Raw genomic sequence first — 16,346 nt, forward strand, 5'->3', positions numbered from 1 at the left:
TAACAAGCTATACAAAAAGCCTCACTGATGTCTCCAAGGCTCCCTCCTGGTGGCCGGCCATTGGCAGTTGTTCATGGATTTTGAGGACAGCTTCCAGGCTACAGGTGGCTGCGAAGCTTGTAGCTTTCCAGGGTGTTGGCCAGCAGCATCGTCACCGTCATCGGCCCCACGCCGCCTGGTACAGGCGTGATGGCAGCGGCCCGCTCTTTGACCGCTTCGTAGTCCACATCTCCCACCAACTGCTCAGATCCGTCAGGGTCTTGGATACGGTTAATGCCTACATCGACAACCACGGCGCCCGGCTTCACCATGTCTGCCGTGAGCAAGCGAGGACGCCCTACAGCCATGACCACAATGTCGGCACTGCGGGTTACTTCGGCCAGGTTGGGTGTACGGGAGTGGGCCACGGTAACCGTTGCGTCGGCGGCCAACAACATCAGGCTCAGGGGCTTGCCCACCAGGAGGCTGCGGCCGACCACCACCGCTTTTCGTCCGGCAATGGGGATCCCTTCCGCTTGCAACAGGCGCATCACACCTAGAGGCGTACAACTGCGCAGGCCGGGCTCGCCGCGCACTAGCCGGCCCAGGTTGAGGGGGTGGAGACCGTCCACGTCTTTGGCGGGGTCGATGGCCAGAAGGGGCGGGATGGGATCCCAGCCGGGGGGCAGAGGCAGTTGCACGAGGATGCCGTCGACGCGCTCGTCCTGGTTGAGTTGGGCGATGGCGTCGAGCAGATGGGCGGGGGAGTCTTGGGCGGAAAAATGGCGGCCAAAGGAGGCAATGCCCACTCGCTCACAGGCCCGCTCTTTGCCGCGCACATAGGCAGCACTGGCGGGATCCTCCCCCACCCGCAGCACCGCCAATCCCGGCGGACGCCCCACCCGCGGCAGCCAAGCTTGCACCTGAGCGGCCATCTCGGCTTGCAGCCGGCCAGCCAAGGCTTTGCCATCCAGGATCTTGGCAGACATGGGGGCCCCAGAAGACATCTTGACAACTTGACGATTGTTACGGGTCGAGCATTGTCCGTCAAGCCTCGGCGCAGCAAAGAGGCGACGGCAGAGCGGGATCCCTAGAATGCTTGCCAGTCTTCGTCGTCTTGGTTCAATTCCTCGATGAGGATCTCCACCTGCTGCCGCTTTTCCTCCAAAAACTCGGCGCAGCGCTTCAGGGTCTGGGCGGCCTGTTGGAAGCGCTCCACCACCTCCGCCAGATCCAGCTCTCCCGATTCGATCTGGGCAATCAGACTTTCCACTTCGGCGATGGCTGCTTCGTAGCGCCAGGGATCCTCACGTTTGCGGCGGCTCATGGCTCTCCTCCACTCGGGCCCAGAGGCTGCCCGAGGCCAGTTGTATCCTCAGCCGGGTCTGGGGCGGCAGGCGGTGGCTGCGGACCAGGGATCCCCGCTCGTCGCGCACCAGGGCATAGCCCCGCCTGAGAACGGCGGCAGGATCGAGGGCTTGCAGGTGCTGCTGGAGAGCTTGGTGGCGCTGTTGCTGCTGCTGGAGACGGTGGCGCACGGCCTGGACCAGGCGCTGCTGCTGTTGGGCTAGGCGCTCCTGGGCCTGCTGCAGCAGCCGCTCCGGATGCACCTGGGCTAGGCGGCGCTGGGCGTGGTGCCAACGCTGTTCAGCTTTTTCCAGAGCATGCAGGGTGCGCTCGACAAGCTGCTGGCGCAACTGGAATGCCTGGCGCTGCAGTTCCCGCAGATCGGGCACAACTCGCTCGGCGGCCGCTGTGGGGGTGTGCGCCGCATAGTCAGCAGCGTAGTCAGCTAAGGTCTCATCCCGCTGGTGGCCGATCCCGGTCACCACCGGAATGGAGCACTCGGCAATGGCCCGCACCACCCGCTCGTCGTTAAAGCAGGCCAAGTCCTCGCCGGATCCGCCCCCCCGGGCCACGATCAGCACTTCCGCCCGCCCGTCCCGCTCCACCCGGCGAATGGCCCGCACAATCGACTCCGGGGCCGCCTCCCCCTGCACCTGGGCTGGCGCAAACAGCACCCGCAGCCCGGGGTAGCGCTGGTTGAGGGTGCGGCGGATATCGCCCCAGCCAGCGGCGTCGGGAGAGCTGACGACGGCAATACACTGAGGGTGGGTGGGCAGGGGCCGCTGGTTGTCGAACAGGCCTTCGGCGGCAAGGCGGGCCTTAAGCTGCTGAAACCGCCACGCCAACAGCCCCTCGCCCGCCGGCAGCAGTTGCCAGATAACCAGGCGGTAGTAGCTGCCGCCGCTGTAGATGCCAAGTTGACCCAGGGCCAGCACCCGTTGCCCCACTTCTGGCCAGAAGCTGAGCCGGGCAGTCTGACTTTGCCACACAACCCCCTTGAGGAGGTCGCCGCTTTCCGGATCCACCAGGGTCAGGAACAGGTGGCCGTTGCGGCTGCGCTGGCAACTGGAGACTTCTCCCACCACCCACAGCCTGGCCAGGTAGGGATCCCCGGCCAGCAGCGATTTCAAGTAGCCGGACACTCCCCCCACCGAGAGCAGGGGGACTTCCTCGGCAAGAAAGGATTCTGTCCCGCAGTCGAGGCCATCAAAGGCCAGAGCCATTGCTTGCGGATCCAGATCGCGCATACGGGCTCCCCCATGGAAATGCTCGGGATCCCATCTAGAATAGGCGACGACAGGGCGAGAGAGGAGGCGAGCTGCGGTGACCTTCGCCCAGTGGCTGGGGCTGGCAGCATTGCTGGGTTTGCTGGTTCTGCTCTGGCAGATCCGGCAGATCCTGCTGTTGGTGTTTGCGGCCATCGTCTTGGCAGTAGCTTTGGATACCTTAGCCCAGATCCCGCAGCGCTACGGCTTTCGCCGCGGCCCCTCGCTCCTCATCACCGGTTTGACGGTTCTGGTGGGGGCGATTCTGGTGGGGCTGATCGTGGTGCCTCCCTTGGCGGATCAGTTGCGGCGGCTGTTTACCGATGGGGTGCCCGCCGGGATCGTGCAGGCGCAGCGGCTGTTCGAGAGCCTCATCCTCTCGTTGCCGACGGATATCGAGCTGCCGACGCTGCGGGAGTTGGCCAATAGCTTGGTGCCCCAGGCCACCGAGTTGGTGCGCCAGGTGCGCGACTTTTTCTCCGAGTCCTTCACCGCCTTTTTCGCCACCCTGCTCAATCTGTTGTTTGTGATCATCCTCACCATCCTGTTGTTGGTGGATCCCCAGGCTTATAGCCGCGCCTTTGTCTCGGTTTTCCCGGCCTTCTACCGCCCCCGCGTCCGCTACATCCTCAAGCGCTGCGAGCTGGCGCTGCGAGGGTGGCTGGTGGGGATCCTGTTCACCAGCAGCTTGGTGATGCTGCTAAGCGGCATTGGCCTCTGGATTTTAGGTGTGCCCCTGAGCCTGGCCAACGCGGTGCTGGCGGGACTGTTTAATTTCATCCCCAACATCGGCCCCACCCTGAGCGTGGTTGCCCCCATGCTGGTGGCCCTCACCGATGCCCCCTGGAAATCGCTGGCGGTGCTGGGGCTCTACATCCTTATCCAGCAGCTCGAAAGCAGCGTCTTCACCCCCATCGTCATGTCGCGGCAGGTGTCGCTTTTGCCCGCCCTAACTTTGGTGGCCCAAGTTACCTCGGCCTTTTTCTTCGGCGTGCTGGGCTTGTTTTTGGCTGTGCCGCTGGCGGCCATCCTGCAGGTGTGGATCCAGGAGGTGCTGATTCGGGATGTGTTGGATCCCTGGCAGGGATCCCGGGCCCGCCCCTTGCCCCTGGCCAAGGGAGATGGGATCCCGGCTTCCCAGGAGAAGCGGAAGCCTCTGCAGCCGGAGAACGAGAACGCCATCCTGCTGCCGTGAGGGTAGAGAAGTTACGGGAGCCGCGGGAAACGTAATCCTCCTTCACATTTCTTCCACAACTGCAGAGGCGCTTCTATAGTGAGGATCCCGTCTCCATCCGTCCAAGGATCGGAACCGCCATGTCCCACTTCACCACCTTGCAAGTGCAAATCAAGGATGCCGACCTGCTGGAAGAGACCCTGAAGGAATTGGGCTACACCGTGGAGCGGAACGCCAGCCTGCGCGGCTACCTCTGGAACCGCACCCGCGCCGATCTGGTGATCCGGCAAAAGAACGGCTTCGACATCGGCTTTCGCCGCAACGGGGATCACTATGAGCTTGTGGTGGATCTGTGGGGGGCGGGCATCGATCCCCAGACCTTTCTGGAGCCGATTTTGCAGCGCTACGCCCACAAGAGCTTGCTGCGCTCTGCCCGGCAACAGGGCTTCGCCATCGAGGCGGAGGAGCATCTAGAGGATGGCACCATCCGCGTAGTGGTGGGGCGCTGGGTGTAGCCGGGCCCATTGGCATCCGCTCATGCTCAGCAACTCCCGACCCTTGGTGGGCACAGGTGAGGGATCCCGGCCCCGCCCTTGGGATCTGGTGTTGGGAGGACGAGCCGCAGCCGGCGGTGCCCCGGCCCACGCCTTAGTTTTGGGGGGGCTTGAGGGGGCGCGGCGACGGCTCACCCAGGGCGACGAGGCGGTGCGTCTGGCCACCTTGCCCCAGCTGCTGCAGTACGGGCCGGCAGGCCTGGCCGAACTGATCGAAGCACTTGCTGGCAACACCTCCTGGGCGGTGCGCCTAGAGGCCTGGCGGCTGCTCTCCCAGCTCGAGCAGCCGGAGGCAGAGGAAGCCTGTCGAACCTACAGCCCCTTTCGCCCGGTGGGGGGTGCCCAGGGGGTCATCGTGGCCTATCGGCGCGGGGAGCGGAACTTTGCCTACGCCGACTTGGAGGGAGTGGATCTGCAAGAGGCGCGGCTGGGGGGTGCCAACTTCTACGAAGCTAATTTGAGAAAGGCCAACCTGGGTCTTTGCAACTTCAACGGCGCCCACCTGCACCAGGCAGATCTGCGCCAAGCTAACTTGCAAGGGGCCAAGCTCAGTGGCGCCGTCCTCCAGGGGGCGGATCTGCGGGGAGCCGATCTGAGGGGGGCGAAAGTCAGCGGCACCAGCCTGCGGGGATCCCGGCTTTCGGAAGAGACCCGCCTGGAGGAGCGGCTGCGCCACATCTGGCAGTTGCAAAACTGGGGGGGACAAGGGCAAGATTTCTCCGGCCAAGACCTGAGCAAGGCCGACTTGAGAGGGCTGGGGCTGCGCCAGATCCGGCTGCGGGGGGCCAACCTCAAGCGCGTGGATCTGCGCGGATCCAACCTGGAGGGAGCAGACCTGCGGGGGGCCAACCTGCAGCGGGCGGATCTGCGGGGGGCCAACTTGCAAAATGCCGACCTCGAGGGGGCCGATCTCAGCGGCGCCGAGCTGCGCCAGGCCCAGTTGCAGGGGGCCAACCTGCGCCGGGCTGACCTCAGCCGCGCCAACCTGACTCAGGCCAACCTGGAAGGCGCCCAGATCGAGGGCCTCAAACACAGCGGATCCCAGATTGCCGGCCTCATCTTCCCCGACGGCACCCCCCTCAAGCCCTGGTGGTGGTAGGCTGACCACCGCTGCCAAATCCAAAGGAATCCCAAGATCCCCAAGCCCCCGCCCCAACCTGGAGCAGCATGAGAGTAGAGATACCTAGGGGGTACGGCTATGGTTTTGGCAGAACAGCTCTCAACCAAACCGCTCACCGACGACGAACTGCGCAAAATGGACGCCTACTGGCGGGCCGCCAACTACCTGTCGGTGGGGCAGATTTACCTGATGGACAACCCGCTGCTGCGGGAACCTCTAAAGCTAGAGCATGTGAAGCCGCGCCTGCTGGGGCACTGGGGCACCACACCGGGGCTGAATTTTATCTACGTGCATCTCAACCGCATCATCAAGCGGGAAAACCTCAACGTCCTCTACATCACCGGCCCCGGCCATGGCGGCCCCGCTCTGGTGGCCAACACGTACCTGGAGGGCACCTACAGCGAGGTGTACCCCAACATCGGCCAAGATGCCGACGGGATGCGCAAGCTCTTCAAACAGTTCTCCTTCCCCGGCGGCGTGCCCAGCCACGTGGCCCCAGAAACCCCTGGCTCCATCCATGAGGGGGGAGAGCTAGGCTATGCCCTGGCCCACGCCTTTGGGGCGGCCTTCGACAACCCCGATCTGTTGGTGGCCTGTGTAGTCGGGGATGGAGAGGCGGAAACCGGCCCTCTGGCTGCTTCCTGGCACTCCAACAAGTTCCTCAACCCCATCCACGACGGGGCAGTGCTGCCGATTCTCCACCTCAACGGCTACAAGATCGCCAACCCCACCATCCTGGGCCGCCTCAGCCGTGAAGAGCTGCAAAGCCTGTTTGTGGGCTATGGCTACAAGCCTTACTTCGTAGAAGGCTCCGATCCGGCCCAGATGCACCAGTTGATGGCCGCCACTTTGGACACGGTAATCCACGAGATCCAAGAAATCCAGCAGCATGCTCGTACCAAGGGGGATCCCAGCCGTCCCCAGTGGCCGATGATCATCCTGCGCACCCCCAAAGGCTGGACGGGCCCCAAAGAGGTGGACGGCAAAAAGGTGGAGGATTTCTGGCGCTCCCACCAGGTGCCGCTGGCGGATCTGGCCAAGAAACCAGAGCACCTCAAGATCCTGGAAGAGTGGATGCGCAGCTACAGACCGGAAGAGCTCTTCGACGAAAACGGCCGCCTGCGGCCCGAGCTGCAGGAGCTGGCCCCCAAAGGGGAAAAGCGCATGGGCGCCACCCCCTATGCCAACGGCGGCCTGCTGACGCGGGAGCTGAAAATGCCGGATTTCCGCCGCTACGCCGTGGACGTGCCGCACCCCGGCACCCTCGAAGCCGAAGCCACCAAGGTGCTGGGGCAATTCTTGCGAGATGTGATGAAGCTCAACCCCCACAACTTCCGCCTCTTTGGCCCCGATGAAACTGCATCCAATCGCCTGGACGCCGTGTTTGAGGCCAGTGACCGCACCTGGGTGGCGCCTATCTACGACTACGACGAGCACCTCTCCCCCGATGGGCGGGTGATGGAGATCCTGAGCGAGCACGTCTGCCAGGGCTGGCTGGAGGGCTACCTGTTGACAGGCCGCCACGGCTTTTTCTCCTGCTACGAAGCCTTCATCCACCTGGTGGACTCCATGTTCAACCAGCACGCCAAGTGGCTGAAGACCACCCGCCACATCCCCTGGCGGCGGCCCATCCCCTCTCTCAACTACCTGCTCACCTCCCACGTGTGGCGGCAGGATCACAACGGCTTCAGCCACCAGGATCCCGGCTTTCTGGATCACGTGGTCAACAAGAAAGCCGATGTTATCCGCGTCTACCTGCCCCCAGATGCCAACACCCTGCTCTCGGTGGCGGATCACTGCCTGCGCAGCCGCCACTACGTCAATGTCATCGTGGCGGGGAAACAGCCGGCCCTGCAGTACCTGGACATGGATGCCGCCATCAAGCACTGCACCCAGGGCTTGGGGATCTGGGAGTGGGCCAGCAACGACCAGGGCTCGGAGCCGGATGTGGTCATGGCCTGCTGCGGCGATGTGCCGACGATGGAAACCCTGGCGGCGGCGGACTTCTTGCGGCAGCACCTGCCGGACATCAAGATCCGGGTGGTGAACGTGGTGAACCTGATGAAGTTGCAGCCGCCCAGCGAACACCCCCACGGCATCAGCGACAAGGAGTTTGTCAGCATCTTCACCCCTGACAAGCCCATCGTGTTTGCCTTCCATGGCTATCCTTGGCTCATTCACCGCCTCACCTACCGCCGCCCCAACCACCACAACCTACACGTGCGCGGCTACAAGGAGGAAGGCACCACCACCACTCCCTTCGACATGTGCGTCCTCAACCAGGTGGATCGCTTCAACCTGGCCAACGACGTGTTGGAGCGGGTGGAGCGCTTCAAATACCGGCGGGATCACGTCCAGCAGTTGATTCGGGACAAGCTGGTGGAGCACAAGCAGTACATCTGCAAGTACGGCGAGGATCTGCCCGAGGTGCGCAACTGGAAGTGGCCCTACTAGTGGATCCCCCTCCCCCCAACTTTCACCTCTAGCCGCCGGCAGGGTAGAGTTTTCTTGGGCTCTCCTGCCGGAGCGTTCTGGGCGGTTGTGCTGGAGGTTGAGAATGTGAGGGGTTCAGAACGGGTGGATGCGGATACCCTTCCCCGGCTGGAAGAGGCGGACTGGGGAGGGATGGCCCTCTCCTTAGTTCTCGGCCTGGCCCTCTCAGCGCTGGTCATCGGGATCCGGCCCCAGGTGGCCCTCCCCTTTGGATTGAGCGTGCTGGGCTCGGCCCTGCTGGGATCCCTGCTTCTCCCGGTCTTGCGGCGCTGGAAGGCAGGCCAGGTCATCCGCGAGGAGGGGCCCCAGTCCCACCACAAAAAAGCGGGCACGCCGACCATGGGTGGCCTTAGCTTTTTGCCCGTAGGGCTGCTGGTGGCCGGCATCGGGAGCGGCTGGGATCCCCAATGGCTGGCGGTGGCCCTACTGACCCTGGCTTACACCGTGGTTGGCTGGCTGGACGATTGGCTGGTCATACGGCAGCGCTCCAACAAGGGGTTGTCTGCCAAATCGAAGCTTTTACTCCAAGTTGGGATCGGCCTGGTTTTCTGTGGCTACCTGGCCTGGCAAGGGATCCCCACCGTTCTCACCCTGCCGGGAATAGGCGCCCTCCCCCTGGGCTGGCTGTTCTGGCCCTTGGCCTTGTTTGTGCTGGTGGGCACCAACAACGCCGTCAACCTCGCCGACGGCATGGACGGCCTGGCGGCAGGGATGGTGGCCCTTGTCCTGGCAGGGCTGGGGCTGACGGCAGCGGATCCCGTTTTGGCGCTCGTGGCTTTTGCCTTGAGCGGCACCTGTCTGGGCTTTCTGGTGCACAACCACCACCGGGCCCGCCTGTTTATGGGCGATACCGGATCCCTGGGGTTGGGGGGCGCTCTGGCGGGGCTGGCGCTGTTGGGGGATCAGCTCTGGGCCCTGGCCTGGATGGGCGCGGTGCTGGTGGCAGAGGCCCTGTCGGTGATCCTGCAGGTGGGCTACTTCCAATACACCAAACGCAAAACCGGACAAGGCAAACGGCTGCTGCGCATGTCGCCCTTGCACCACCATCTGGAGCTGGGGGGCTGGTCGGAGGTGCAGGTGGTGGGGTGCTTCTATGGGCTAACGGCGCTATTGGTGGGGCTGGGCTGGGCCTGGTGGCACTGGGCCGGCGCTTGAGAGGCAGAGGATCCAGGGGTACCACGGCAGGGGCCAAGCGCCGAAGCCGGACTTGGGGCTGCTTTCGGGGTTGGGAGGAGGTCTAAACTGACTTAAGGGTTGTGGCTTGCCCTGGGCAGAGATTTGTCCATGGGTACAGCATCCTGTCTCCAACCCAAATGGCTGCAATTTCAAAAATGGTTGAAAAGGGCTTCTAGGCCGCCCGCAGAGCCCTCTAAGGCTGCAGGATCATCGACCAAAAGCCGCTCTCTTCATTCCAAAAGGGCGCCAGCGACTCTCCCACCACGTTCGGCCCCCAGTAGCGAGCGGTTCCATCCAGGGTAAAAGCCACCACAATATCGCCGGGGCCGATCTGCAATGGCTCCTCGCCCAAACTCAGCACCAGCCCCTCGCTGCCCCCTTCTCCGGGCGCAAAGTCCCAGTGGGCCGTTTCCGGGTTGAGCAGCCGTCCACCGCTGCGCATCAAGATCACCAGCCGAATCGGGTGAGGGGTGCGATTGCCGACTCGAAAGGCTCCTGTGCGGGTGGAGGTGGGGAAGGCAGACTCTGAGGGCAGGACAGGAGCTGCATTCCCCTCGAAGGAGCCTTGTGGGGATTTTAACATCGGCTGGGCTGCCAACCCCCGAACGAGAGCCAGACCCCAAACCAAAGCGGCAGCCAACCCCAGGGATCTCTGGCGCAGCTTGCCCCGCAAGGTCCCTTTCGGCGGCCCGCCGGCAACAAGAGCGGCAACAGCTTGGGTGATACAGGCAGGAAATGAGCGGATGGAAACAGACATCAGATTACCGCAACCAGGAGTGCTACATGCCGGATTGAGAAAGAAGCTGAGCGACCGTGACCTCGCCATTGGTGAGCAGATCCAGCCCGCAGGCGGCGTCGCGCTCAGAATAGGACGGTTGTTCAGCCACGCTAACACCTCTATCCTTGTCTGTTCTTCAATATTCATTCAACCTTCTCTCGGAAGGCGAAAACCGCTCCCCCCTCCCACCTGCAGTCGGCTGGGATCCTTCTAGGGGTTGACCGCTCGGCATTTCCACCCTTGCGGGCTGCGCTCATACAGAGTCCGTCGCTGGGGATAGATCGCATCTCCCTTGAGCTGGAGGTGATCCACCTCCGTTGGATCCAACAGCAGTAGGACAAATGTCGGCGGTGGCAAAGATGCCTTTTCGGGGGGCAGCTCTTCAACAAAAGCCTCGGGTGGGGCAAGAGGGCCTTTAGGTTGCGGCCAGAACCAGAGCAGCCGTCCTTTTTCCGAGATTTGTTGCCACAACTGTTGTCGGTGCTGCTGCGCCCGAGGATCCGGGTGGTCGGCGGTGATGGCCTCGAGAGTGCCGGCAATGCGAAATTGCTCGCGAGTTTTACAGAAGTACCAGCAGATCTGGGCCAGTGGGCAGTGGGCGATCTGGCAGATCTTCTCGCTGCGGCTGTCCACCGCCAACTGAATGCGGTCGGTATCCCCCAAAAATCCCCGGAAGACCACCGTGCGGTTGCGCGGGTGCCCCCAAGGATCCACCGTAGCCAACTGCAAATAGCGCACACCCGCGTCGCTGCGGTTGCGGTGCAAGGCCGCCTGCAGCAACGTCCGCCAAGAGGGATCCCCAGCCGGGTTATCCTTCAACTCGTTCATAGGGGTGCGCAGGTGCCAGCCGAGACTTTAGCCGGGAGGGGGAGGAGCTTCCGATTGCGGATCCCTGGCCTGTCCTAGTGAGGATTCCGGCCGAACGGAATGGGAATCCAGACCAGTTGGGTGAAGGGAATGAAAGGGATGCTCCAGACAGCCCTCTGCCAGCCCCTCGAAGCGTTCCGGCACCGGCTGTTTCACCGGCAATTTCTGGAGCACCAGAGCGAGATACTCGCTGTACCATGGGGAGCGAGCTTCTCGCACCTTGTGCCACACCGAGCGCGACATCAACAGCGTCCGCTCCACGTCCCGGGCTCCCAGCTTGAGCAAAAATTCCTCCCGTTCCGGCTGGTAATCGGTGGAGGCCAAAGCCAAAGCCTGCGGCGGATAGGCTTGGGTGAGCCGGGCCATCTTGGCCATGAGCTCAGGATAGAGCCAGGTGTAGGCGGGGTGAACCGTAAGCTTGGCCACATGCGGCTGCTGCCCGGTACGGTCCAACTTCAGGTTGAAATAGCCGATAGCGGTTTTCCGCTCCGGCTCATAGACACACATCTCCACCCGTTCCGTTTGGCTGATGACGCATTTGGCCTGATCTAGGAGCCAATCCAGCGGGCTGGTGCGAAAATCGCTCACGTCGCGGTCGTATACCTGGCGCACGGTGGCCGGCATGGATCCCGTATCCAGTTGGTAAATGGCGTAGGCATCCCGGTTGGTCACCGGCACCAGGTTGGGCAGCATGGGCTCGTGCTGGCTGAGGGCGGCCAGAATCTCGGGCCGGATCGACCAGTAGGTAATCTGGGCCAGCGGTTGGAAGCCGTTGTGGCGGTAGAGGGCCATCGCCCCCTTGTTGTGGATGTTCACCTCCAAGATCCAGGTGCGGGCCTCGCGAAAGTGCTCCATGCAGTGTCTGAGCAACTTAGAGCCGATTCCCTGCCGCCGGGCGGAGGGCACCACAGCAATGTGATCCACCCGCCAGGTGCTGCGGGAATGATTAAAGGGAGAAACTTGAATGACCCCCTGGATTTTGCCCTCCAGCTCCGCCACATGCACCGTAAACATGTGCTGAAAACGGTTGGGAAACAGGCTCAAAGTTTTCAGGGGGCCATACCACCGGCGCAGCCGCCGCACCTGGCGACGAATGTCCACCGAGCGGCCGCTGTACTCTTCATCAAAAGCTTGAGCCAAAATCTCCTCCACCGCCTCCAGATCACCCAGTTGAGCCGGGCGGAGAATCAGTTCGGGAGCCTCCTTAGGAGCTTTGGAATCCGGGTTGGGCTTTTCCGCAGGGTTGTCCATGCCAAAGTGTGGGCGGGAGAATACTCAAAGCATAGCTCAGGATCCCCCACTTCTTCTATCTAAGGGGGGCGTTGCTGCCACAAATGAGATTATCGGGCTTTCCGTTGGCCTTTGGCCAATCAGGCCCCCGCATCCAGCAACGCCAGGTTGCGGAAGGTAAAGCGCTTTTCCACAGGGCCGGTTTCCGTCTCTGTTTGAATGCGCCGCTCCGAGAGGATATAGTACTTGCCCACTTTGGTGTAGAGATCTTCAAATTGGCTGCGCCCACCCTTCTGCTCGCCAGTCTTGGCGTCGTGATAGACGGAGTCGTAGCGGTGGGAGAGGTAGCCTTCGCCCGTGTCGTGGCTGCTGAAGGTGTGAATAGTAACCACCATACCGTGAATATGCCGATGCACCATGGTAACTTGGTTGTCGCGCACGTGGTAGCGATCCCCTTCGGCTTTGCCGCCCACCAGGATCTCCACGGTGCCATCGGGTAGGATCTGGCCATAGCGAAAAGTGTTGTTCCCGTGGGTCTCGGCGAAGCTGCGGCGCACCCGGTGAACGGCAATCTCCCAAAGTTGATTGTGAATGGCTTTCCGGGCTTCCTCATCCTCCACGCCCGTAACCGTCGCTTTTAGGTCTGCCCCCACTCGCACCTGGCCCACAAAAGTGCGCTCCCCATCCCAGTAGGTGACCTCGGCGCTGTAGCCCGGAAAGTCGGGATCCCAGGTGTAGCGATTTTCGTAGGCGGCCCGAAACAACTCTTCGGCAGAAACTTGGGTCGCGGTCATCGAGTGTCTCCTGTCTTACTGGCAAGCGCTTCTCATGACCATCCATCATACTGCCCCTTGCTGCCAGGCTATCCCCCTAGCCGCCCGCGGCAGGAACCTGCGTTTGTTGACATACTCTCTACGCCCAGGGCCTGCTTCCCCACAGCGATCAGCCAGGGGTTTTCGCGCCACAAAGAGCTGACATAGCTAATTGCCCATCCGCTGCTGTAGGATAGAGGCATAGCCACTGGAGCTTCTCTTCCTTCGTCACCCTAAGTTTTGGCCTGCAAGTTTAGTTGCTGCTTTGATCCCCGGAGTATTCTCTGGAAAGAGCCTTTCTATTTTTGGTGGGTGAGGAGGAAGATTGAGAGATTTTTTTGACAATCGCGTCGGCAGGACGGAATCCCTAGCGCCTAACCTGTCGCCGGCCCAGACCAGAGTGGCAGCCCCGCCGGAGATGATGGGGCCAGTGCTGAAAATTGTCGGCAAGCAGACCTTGAGCGGCCACATTCCCATCGGCGGCGCGAAAAACTCAGCTTTGGCGCTCATGGCGGGATCCCTTTTGGCTCCTGCCGCTTGTCGAATTCACAACGTGCCGCGCCTGCTGGACATCGAACGCATGGGGCAGATCCTGGCCACCCTGGGGGTTAAGGTGTCCCATGTGGGCAATACCCTTGACCTAGACGCCAGCTCCCTCAAAACTTCCCAGGCGCCCTACGAGTTGGTCAGCCAGTTGCGGGCCAGCTTCTTCATCATCGGGCCGCTGCTGGCGCGGCTGGGAGTGGCCAGAGTTCCTCTGCCCGGCGGCTGTGCCATCGGCTCGCGTCCGGTGGATCTGCATGTGCGGGGCCTGCAAGCGTTGGGGGCAACGGTTCAAATCGAGCACGGCGTGGTTCATGCCTATGCCCGCAAGCTGGTGGGAACCCGCATCTACCTTGACTATCCCAGCGTCGGCGCCACCGAGACGCTGATGATGGCCGCTACGCTGGCCGAAGGGGAAACGGTGATTGAAAATGCTGCCCAAGAGCCGGAGGTGGCCGACTTGGCCCGTTTTTGTCAGGCGATGGGAGCCCGCATCCGTGGCGTGGGCACCAATACGGTTGTGGTGGTAGGGGTGCCGCGCCTGCACGGCACCGAGTACACGGTCATTCCCGACCGCATCGAGGCCAGCACCTACCTCATTGCCGGGGCCATCACCCGCTCCGAACTCACGGTTGGCCCTGTTATCCCGGATCACCTGCGAGCGGTGATTGCCAAGCTGCGCGACATGGGGCTGCGGGTGGAGGAAGAAGGCCCCAACCGGCTGCGCATTGCCCCGGCTCAACTCAGTTCGGGCTGGCTTTGCCAGGCAACCGATATCCAAACCTTGCCCTATCCAGGTTTTCCCACCGATGTGCAGGCGCCGATCATGGCCTTGGCTGCCCTGAGCGAGGGCAGTTGCACCATCGAGGAGACGGTGTTTGAAAACCGCATGCACCACATTCCCGAGCTCAACCGCATGGGGGCGGATATTCGTCTCAAGAACCGGGTGGCCATTGTCCGGGGGGTGCCGTCGCTGTCGGGAGCGCCGGTGGTGGCCACGGACTTGCGGGCGGGGGCAGCTCTGGTGTTGGCTGGCCTGGCGGCTGAGGGCTGCTCTACTATCCACGGGCTCCACTACATCGACCGCGGCTACGAAGCTATCGATGAAAAGCTGCGCAGCGTTGGGGCCAAGGTGTATCGCTGTAACAACCCGGCAGGGATCCCGGCCACCCCTCAGCCTGAACAAGCTGATGGAAAGGGGATCCCATTGCAGAATTGGCCCACTTGAGCCTACGCCGTTGGGGGGATCCGCCGGCCCCCTCCCCCTTGTTTTCTTGAGGGAAAAAGGATGCGGTAGGCTAGGAGCCGACAGCCCAAATTCAGGGAGAAGGGGTTGGGGATCGAGAGCCATGTCCCAAGTGTACGACTGTGTCATCGTCGGCGCTGGCCCTGCCGGCGGCTCGGCCGCCTATCACCTGGCCAAGCGGGGGCGCTCAGTGCTGGTCTTGGAGAAGGATCCTTTGCCCCGCTACAAACCCTGTGGCGGCGGCGTTTCTCCCATGGTGGCGGCCTGGTTTGACTTCGATTTCAGTCCCGCCATTTCGCTGAAGATCCGGCAAATTCGCTACACCTGGCGGGGCGGGGATCCGGTCGTGGCCGACCTGGATCTGAAAGAGCCGGTATGGATGGTGCGGCGGGAGGTCTTCGACCATTACTTGATCCAGCAGGCGCAAAAGCAGGGGGCAGCACTCCAGACGGAATGTCCCGTCTCCGGCATTGAGTGGCAGAGCGACCGCTGGCAAGTGATGACAGCCACCGGCCCGGTCTGGGGTCGGTATGTGATCGGGGCCGATGGGGCCAAAGGCTCGATGGCCAAGTGGCTCGGCTTTCAAAACCGGCAGCGCCGCCTTGCTGCCGCCCTGGAAGCAGAAGTGCCCGTCTCAGAGCCAAAAACCGCAGCCGCCCATTTCGACTTTGGCGCCGTGAGCAACGGCTACATTTGGAACTTCCCCAAAGCCGATGGCTACTCCATCGGGGCAGGCACCTTTCGGGGTGGCGAAAAACAAAACTTGCGGGAAATCGCCGCCGAGTATGCCCAAAGCTTTGGTGTGGACTTGAAATCGGTCAGGCAGTTTGGCCATCCCATCTGTCTTTGGGAGGGGGATCAACCCCTGCACAGCCAAAATGCCCTCCTGGTGGGAGATGCTGCCTGTGTCGTCGATCCGTTTACCGCCGAAGGGATCCGCCCCTCCCTCCTCACTGGCATGCTGGCAGCGCAGGCCATCGACCAAGCCCTGGCGGGAGATACCGAAGCCCTGGCGAACTACTCCGCCCGCGTGCAGCAGGAGTGGGGCTCAGAGATGCGTTGGGCCAAGCGGATCGCGGCGCTGTTCTACCGCTTTCCGGGCGTCGGCTACAGGGTAGGCGTCAAGCGACCGGGAGCCACTCGGCGCATGGGCCAGATCTTGGCCGGTGAGCTGCGCTACAGCGATGTGGCCAGCTCGGCCATTCGCCAGTTGAGCGCTGGCCTGTTGGCCTAGGCCGGCCGCTGGGAGAGGGGGGCGGGATCGTCGAAGCGCCTGCTGATCAGCAGGCAGTTGCGGCCATCTGCCTGGCGAGTATAGCTCAGGTGGGTGGAGAGAGCCTTCATCAGCCGAATACCCCGTCCCCCCTCGGATTCGACCTCGGCGTCGGGGGGCCTGCTGGCTGCTCGGTTCTGGAAGAATTCCTCCAAGTTGAACTCCTGCCCTTGATCCCAGATGCGCAGCTCCAGCTCCTGGGGCATCAGAACCAGCTCGATATCGATGGGTGTACTGGGAGACAAAGTGCGGTGGGCATGGCGAACGGCGTTGGTAAAGCCCTCCGCCAAGGCCAACTGGCATTCCAACCAGATGGGGCCCGGAATGCCGGCGTCGCGGAAAGACTCAAACCACGTCAAAACTTGGCTGAGAGCATCCAGGGTTGTGTCTACTCTCAGCGCAAAGGTCTGCTTTTCCCCCGACGGGATCCCTGCCGCGTTCAAAATCGAACCCCAAAGCTCAGACTGTTGCCTTGGCCCTCGCCCCCAC

Annotated in this window: 15 protein-coding genes; 7 read left to right on the forward strand and 8 right to left on the reverse strand. The window is 62.6% G+C overall.

Features of this window, described 5'->3' with window-relative positions; genetic code table 11:
- Positions 1-98: 98 nt before the first annotated feature.
- The 3 genes from folD to xseA all read right to left on the reverse strand — a co-directional run bounded on the left by folD (position 99) and on the right by xseA (position 2,573).
- Positions 99-968 carry a bifunctional methylenetetrahydrofolate dehydrogenase/methenyltetrahydrofolate cyclohydrolase FolD gene (gene folD / locus GG26_RS07895; protein WP_011430792.1) on the reverse strand — a complete coding sequence of 290 codons (870 nt, stop codon included), beginning with the start codon at positions 966-968 and terminating at the stop codon, positions 99-101.
- Positions 969-1,069: 101 nt separating this feature from the next.
- Positions 1,070-1,306 (reverse strand): exodeoxyribonuclease VII small subunit, encoded by a 237-nt coding sequence (gene xseB / locus GG26_RS07900; RefSeq protein WP_011430793.1) that lies wholly within the window; start codon positions 1,304-1,306, stop codon positions 1,070-1,072.
- Positions 1,287-2,573, reverse strand: coding sequence for an exodeoxyribonuclease VII large subunit (xseA, locus tag GG26_RS07905; protein ID WP_346426057.1), 1,287 nt, complete (start codon positions 2,571-2,573; stop codon positions 1,287-1,289). Before xseA ends, xseB begins: the two co-directional genes overlap by 20 nt.
- Positions 2,574-2,649: 76 nt before the next feature.
- On the opposite strand from xseA, the gene GG26_RS07910 reads away from it, so the two are divergent.
- From GG26_RS07910 to mraY, 5 genes are all read left to right on the forward strand, one after another.
- Positions 2,650-3,786, forward strand: coding sequence for an AI-2E family transporter (locus tag GG26_RS07910; protein WP_099887391.1), 1,137 nt, complete (start codon positions 2,650-2,652; stop codon positions 3,784-3,786).
- 119 nt (positions 3,787-3,905) lie between these two features.
- Positions 3,906-4,280 carry a DUF1257 domain-containing protein gene (locus tag GG26_RS07915; RefSeq protein ID WP_011430797.1) on the forward strand — a complete coding sequence of 125 codons (375 nt, stop codon included), beginning with the start codon at positions 3,906-3,908 and terminating at the stop codon, positions 4,278-4,280.
- A 22-nt stretch (positions 4,281-4,302) separates the two neighbouring features.
- Entirely contained in the window at positions 4,303-5,418 is a 1,116-nt protein-coding gene (locus GG26_RS07920; RefSeq protein ID WP_414389826.1) for a pentapeptide repeat-containing protein, read from the forward strand.
- Between the two features lie 99 nt (positions 5,419-5,517).
- A complete protein-coding gene (locus GG26_RS07925; protein WP_011430799.1) occupies positions 5,518-7,893 on the forward strand; it encodes a phosphoketolase in 2,376 nt (791 codons plus the stop codon).
- A gap of 171 nt (positions 7,894-8,064) precedes the next feature.
- Entirely contained in the window at positions 8,065-9,087 is a 1,023-nt protein-coding gene (mraY, locus tag GG26_RS07930) for a phospho-N-acetylmuramoyl-pentapeptide-transferase (protein ID WP_414389857.1), read from the forward strand.
- Positions 9,088-9,301: 214 nt separating this feature from the next.
- On the opposite strand, the gene GG26_RS07935 is transcribed toward mraY, so the two are convergent.
- From GG26_RS07935 to GG26_RS07950, 4 genes are all read right to left on the reverse strand, one after another.
- On the reverse strand, positions 9,302-9,865 hold the full coding sequence (locus GG26_RS07935; protein ID WP_099813029.1) for a hypothetical protein: 564 nt from the start codon (positions 9,863-9,865) through the stop codon (positions 9,302-9,304).
- A 231-nt stretch (positions 9,866-10,096) separates the two neighbouring features.
- Positions 10,097-10,714: an Npun_F5749 family FMN-dependent PPOX-type flavoprotein gene (locus GG26_RS07940; RefSeq protein ID WP_414389830.1), complete on the reverse strand. Its 618-nt coding sequence runs from the start codon at positions 10,712-10,714 to the stop codon at positions 10,097-10,099.
- A 27-nt stretch (positions 10,715-10,741) separates the two neighbouring features.
- The gene (locus GG26_RS07945) at positions 10,742-12,004 is read right to left on the reverse strand and encodes an N-acetyltransferase family protein (protein ID WP_414389833.1); all 1,263 of its coding nucleotides are present in this window, start codon (positions 12,002-12,004) and stop codon (positions 10,742-10,744) included.
- A 119-nt stretch (positions 12,005-12,123) separates the two neighbouring features.
- On the reverse strand, positions 12,124-12,777 hold the full coding sequence (locus tag GG26_RS07950; RefSeq protein WP_011430804.1) for a DUF3386 domain-containing protein: 654 nt from the start codon (positions 12,775-12,777) through the stop codon (positions 12,124-12,126).
- A gap of 436 nt (positions 12,778-13,213) precedes the next feature.
- Here GG26_RS07950 and murA point away from each other — a divergent pair, with 436 nt between their 5' ends.
- A complete protein-coding gene (gene murA, locus GG26_RS07955) occupies positions 13,214-14,566 on the forward strand; it encodes a UDP-N-acetylglucosamine 1-carboxyvinyltransferase (protein WP_414389859.1) in 1,353 nt (450 codons plus the stop codon).
- Positions 14,567-14,687: 121 nt separating this feature from the next.
- Positions 14,688-15,818 (forward strand): geranylgeranyl reductase family protein, encoded by a 1,131-nt coding sequence (locus tag GG26_RS07960; RefSeq protein ID WP_011430806.1) that lies wholly within the window; start codon positions 14,688-14,690, stop codon positions 15,816-15,818.
- On the opposite strand, the gene GG26_RS07965 is transcribed toward GG26_RS07960, so the two are convergent.
- Positions 15,815-16,300: an ATP-binding protein gene (locus GG26_RS07965; protein WP_011430807.1), complete on the reverse strand. Its 486-nt coding sequence runs from the start codon at positions 16,298-16,300 to the stop codon at positions 15,815-15,817. The genes GG26_RS07960 and GG26_RS07965 overlap by 4 nt on opposite strands.
- Between the last annotated feature and the right edge of the window lie 46 nt (positions 16,301-16,346).

Source organism: Synechococcus sp. 'PEA 65AY6A-5F PE A' (genome assembly GCF_047462575.1).
In the GTDB taxonomy this organism is placed as follows: Bacteria; Cyanobacteriota; Cyanobacteriia; order Thermostichales; family Thermostichaceae; genus Thermostichus.

What these genes read in the sequence shown, in the direction of transcription:
- mraY (WP_414389857.1), top strand. Translation starts at nt 8,065, where the DNA reads ATGGCCCTCTCCTTAGTTCTCGGCCTGGCCCTCTCAGCGCTGGTCATC.
- murA (WP_414389859.1), top strand. Translation starts at nt 13,214, where the DNA reads ATGATGGGGCCAGTGCTGAAAATTGTCGGCAAGCAGACCTTGAGCGGC.
- GG26_RS07945 (WP_414389833.1), bottom strand. Translation starts at nt 12,004, where the DNA reads ATGGACAACCCTGCGGAAAAGCCCAACCCGGATTCCAAAGCTCCTAAG.
- xseA (WP_346426057.1), bottom strand. Translation starts at nt 2,573, where the DNA reads ATGCGCGATCTGGATCCGCAAGCAATGGCTCTGGCCTTTGATGGCCTC.
- GG26_RS07920 (WP_414389826.1), top strand. Translation starts at nt 4,303, where the DNA reads ATGCTCAGCAACTCCCGACCCTTGGTGGGCACAGGTGAGGGATCCCGG.
- xseB (WP_011430793.1), bottom strand. Translation starts at nt 1,306, where the DNA reads ATGAGCCGCCGCAAACGTGAGGATCCCTGGCGCTACGAAGCAGCCATC.
- GG26_RS07935 (WP_099813029.1), bottom strand. Translation starts at nt 9,865, where the DNA reads ATGTCTGTTTCCATCCGCTCATTTCCTGCCTGTATCACCCAAGCTGTT.
- GG26_RS07950 (WP_011430804.1), bottom strand. Translation starts at nt 12,777, where the DNA reads ATGACCGCGACCCAAGTTTCTGCCGAAGAGTTGTTTCGGGCCGCCTAC.
- GG26_RS07960 (WP_011430806.1), top strand. Translation starts at nt 14,688, where the DNA reads ATGTCCCAAGTGTACGACTGTGTCATCGTCGGCGCTGGCCCTGCCGGC.
- GG26_RS07940 (WP_414389830.1), bottom strand. Translation starts at nt 10,714, where the DNA reads ATGAACGAGTTGAAGGATAACCCGGCTGGGGATCCCTCTTGGCGGACG.
- GG26_RS07925 (WP_011430799.1), top strand. Translation starts at nt 5,518, where the DNA reads ATGGTTTTGGCAGAACAGCTCTCAACCAAACCGCTCACCGACGACGAA.
- folD (WP_011430792.1), bottom strand. Translation starts at nt 968, where the DNA reads ATGTCTGCCAAGATCCTGGATGGCAAAGCCTTGGCTGGCCGGCTGCAA.
- GG26_RS07915 (WP_011430797.1), top strand. Translation starts at nt 3,906, where the DNA reads ATGTCCCACTTCACCACCTTGCAAGTGCAAATCAAGGATGCCGACCTG.